A 2613-nucleotide genomic window follows, 5' to 3' on the forward strand; every position below is an offset into this window, starting at 1 on the left:
GTAAGCGCTCAATAAACCACGCCCTTGCGCGCGGCGCCGGAATCGATGCGCGCGCAGAGGTCTACGGTTCGACGAGCTCGATGTTCCAGGGCAGCAGCGACTCGTAGTCGTCGACGGTCTGCGCCAGCGGCAGCTTCTTGAACAGCGCGACCAGGTATCGGTAGGGCTCGATGTTGTTGGCCTTGGCGGTCTCGATGAGCGAATAAAGATTGGCACTGGCGTTCGCGCCGCCCACGGTGTCAGCGAACAACCAACTGCGCCTTCCGACGACGAAGGGCCGGATCGCGTTCTCCACCGGGTTGGAGTCCAGCGGCCAAGCGCCGTTGTCCAGGAACCGCACGAGCTTGGGCCACTGCCCGTGCAGGTAGTGCAGTGCTTCGCCCAGCAGGCTCGACGGTGAGACGCTGTGCAGATGCGTGAGCATGAGTCGCTCGATCTCGCGCACGACCGCGGCGCTGTAGCGCGAGCGCATCCGCAACCGGCGCGCGGGCGTCCAATCCCTGGCCAAGGCCTCCGCACGGTACAGCTTGCCAATCAGCCGCACGAACCGGGTCGCGAGCTGATCGGACGAGCGGGCTGCCTTCGGCACGGCCTCCTCGGCCTTGATGAACGGCCTACGCGCGTGGACCCAGCATCCGAGATGCGTGAGGCCGCCGGCCTTCGCGATGCCGTTGTAGACCTCGTAGCCGTCAGTGATGAGCGTGGTGCCGGGGCGGATGCCGGCATACAGCTTCTCGGCGTGCACCGTGCCGCGCCCCGGCGCATAGGCGAACAGCCGCACCGGTGGGCCGGTGCCGTTCATCTGCGCCCACATAAAACTCTTCGTCTGTGCCTTGCGCCCAGGCTCCTTCAGTACCTGGACGTGGGTCTCGTCGCCGTAGATCAGATCCGAGTCCAGCAAGTGATCGCGCAGCAGGTTGATGACCGGCTGCACGGCCTGGCCGATGCGCACGATGCCCGCAGCCAGCGTGTTGCTCGCGATGTCGCCGCCGAAGCGGCGCAGCAATACGGCCGTGCGGTACAACGGCATGCCGAACTGGTACTTGCCGGTGATGACCCAGGCCTGGGCCTGCTCGGTGAGCAGCCCGCGCGGGATGATGTGCGCCGGCGCCGGTGCAAGCTTCAGGCTCTGGTCGCAGCACGGACAGGCGTACTTGATGCGGTGGTGCTGCAGCACACGCACCTGCTCGGGGATGACATCCATCTGCTCGCTGACCTCGGCGCCGATCTCCACCAGCGCGTGCCCGTCATGGGCGCACACACGCTCGGCCTCGGGCAGCTCGTGGCGCACGATCTCGCGCGGCAGCGCGGGGTCCAGCGGCTTGCGTCCACGCTTCTTGCGCTGGTGCCCGGCGACCGGTGTCGATTCCTCTTCGTCGATGTCTTCGACCTCGGCCTGCGGCGTCAGATCGGTGGGCGCGAGTGCCTCGGCCTCGTTCAGGAACAGGTCCTTCTGATCGGTGCCACGGGCTTCGCTCTTGGCGGCGAAGAGCTGGCGCTGCAGCGCCTTCAACCGCTCCAGGGCGAGGTCCCGCTCGGTGGTCGCCACCCGCAGCGCGCCGGCCAGCGCATCGCGCTCGGCAATGAGCGCGGCGAGTTCTTCAGCGGTAATGGTGGCAGGGGCGGCTGGTGGCGACACGCCCGCTTGGATCGACATGCCCCATCATTGTTCCGTCAAACCTCAAGCCACGCTGGCATAGCGCAGTCGGGAGTGGCGTTGCACCACCGCGATGTCGATGCCCTCGAGCAACCAGTGCAGCTGTTCGGCCGTCAGCGTGGGAACCGCCTCGGCCGAGGGCCAGACGAACCTGTCCTTCTCGAGACGCTTGAGCAACAGCCAGAAGCCGTTGCGCTCCCAACCCAGGATCTTTACCCGGTCGCGCCGGCGGTTGCTGAACACGTAGGCGCACGGGGCGAACGGGTCCAGGCCCAGTGCCTGCTCTACCAGCACGGCCAGGCCGTTGATGTTCAGCCGGAAGTCCACGGGCTCGCGGTGCAGGTAGACCTTCAGCCCTTCGTCGAAGCGGAACATGGCAGTCGGCTCAACATTTGCACCAGCGTCGGCAATTGCTGCAAGCTCGTCTCACCGAGATCGAGCTGCACGCCGTTGGGCAGGCGCACCTGCAACCCGACCATCGGGATCGGTGCCGCCGCCAAGGGGCTGTCATCCGGGATCACCGCCACTGCCGTAGCAGGTGCGTGGGCCATCGCGGGCGCAGCCACTGCACACTCGCGATGAGGCAGATCTTGCTCACCCTCGACGTGTACAGCAACGAATGCTGCATCGTGCGTTCGCGCGATGTCACCTGTCGGCACCTGGGCACTTCGCCGCTGGTAAGCCGTGATCCACGTCCTCAGAAGGTTTGTGTTGACACCGTGCTCCATCGCCATGCGTGCCACCGACACTCCCGGCTTGAGGCAGGCAATGATCAATTCCTTCTTGGCAGCTTCGTCGTAGACGCCGCGACCGTCACTCTTGCGTCCCACAACCAACCGGCTTCTCAACTCTGCGTACTGCTCTGTCATCTCTACATGTCCATGTTGCTCTACATGGACACGTAGCCTCACAGCTCATCGTTCACTCAACAAGGGCGTGGTTAATTGACCGCATAC

The 2613-nt window shown here is 65.3% G+C and carries 3 protein-coding genes; all 3 read right to left on the reverse strand.

The window, feature by feature from the left end; all coding sequences use genetic code 11:
• Nucleotides 1-61 precede the first annotated feature (61 nt).
• From tnpC to FB547_RS33220, 3 genes are read right to left on the reverse strand one after another with little or no spacing between them, the layout of a single operon-like run.
• Nucleotides 62-1657, reverse strand: coding sequence for an IS66 family transposase (gene tnpC, locus FB547_RS33210; protein ID WP_145747838.1), 1596 nt, complete (start codon nucleotides 1655-1657; stop codon nucleotides 62-64).
• A 24-nt stretch (nucleotides 1658-1681) separates the two neighbouring features.
• Nucleotides 1682-2032 (reverse strand): IS66 family insertion sequence element accessory protein TnpB, encoded by a 351-nt coding sequence (gene tnpB / locus FB547_RS33215; protein WP_145747839.1) that lies wholly within the window; start codon nucleotides 2030-2032, stop codon nucleotides 1682-1684.
• A complete protein-coding gene (locus FB547_RS33220; RefSeq protein WP_093308105.1) occupies nucleotides 2008-2526 on the reverse strand; it encodes a transposase in 519 nt (172 codons plus the stop codon). The genes tnpB and FB547_RS33220 overlap by 25 nt, the downstream gene beginning before the upstream one ends.
• Between the last annotated feature and the right edge of the window lie 87 nt (nucleotides 2527-2613).

The sequence above is a fragment of the Variovorax beijingensis genome, from assembly GCF_007828835.1.
Taxonomy (GTDB): Bacteria; Pseudomonadota; Gammaproteobacteria; order Burkholderiales; family Burkholderiaceae_C; genus Variovorax; species Variovorax beijingensis_A.

Bases quoted from the DNA above. Each gene is read 5' to 3' on its own strand.
- tnpC (WP_145747838.1), bottom strand. From the start codon at position 1,657: ATGTCGATCCAAGCGGGCGTGTCGCCACCAGCCGCCCCTGCCACCATT.
- tnpB (WP_145747839.1), bottom strand. From the start codon at position 2,032: ATGTTCCGCTTCGACGAAGGGCTGAAGGTCTACCTGCACCGCGAGCCC.
- FB547_RS33220 (WP_093308105.1), bottom strand. From the start codon at position 2,526: ATGACAGAGCAGTACGCAGAGTTGAGAAGCCGGTTGGTTGTGGGACGC.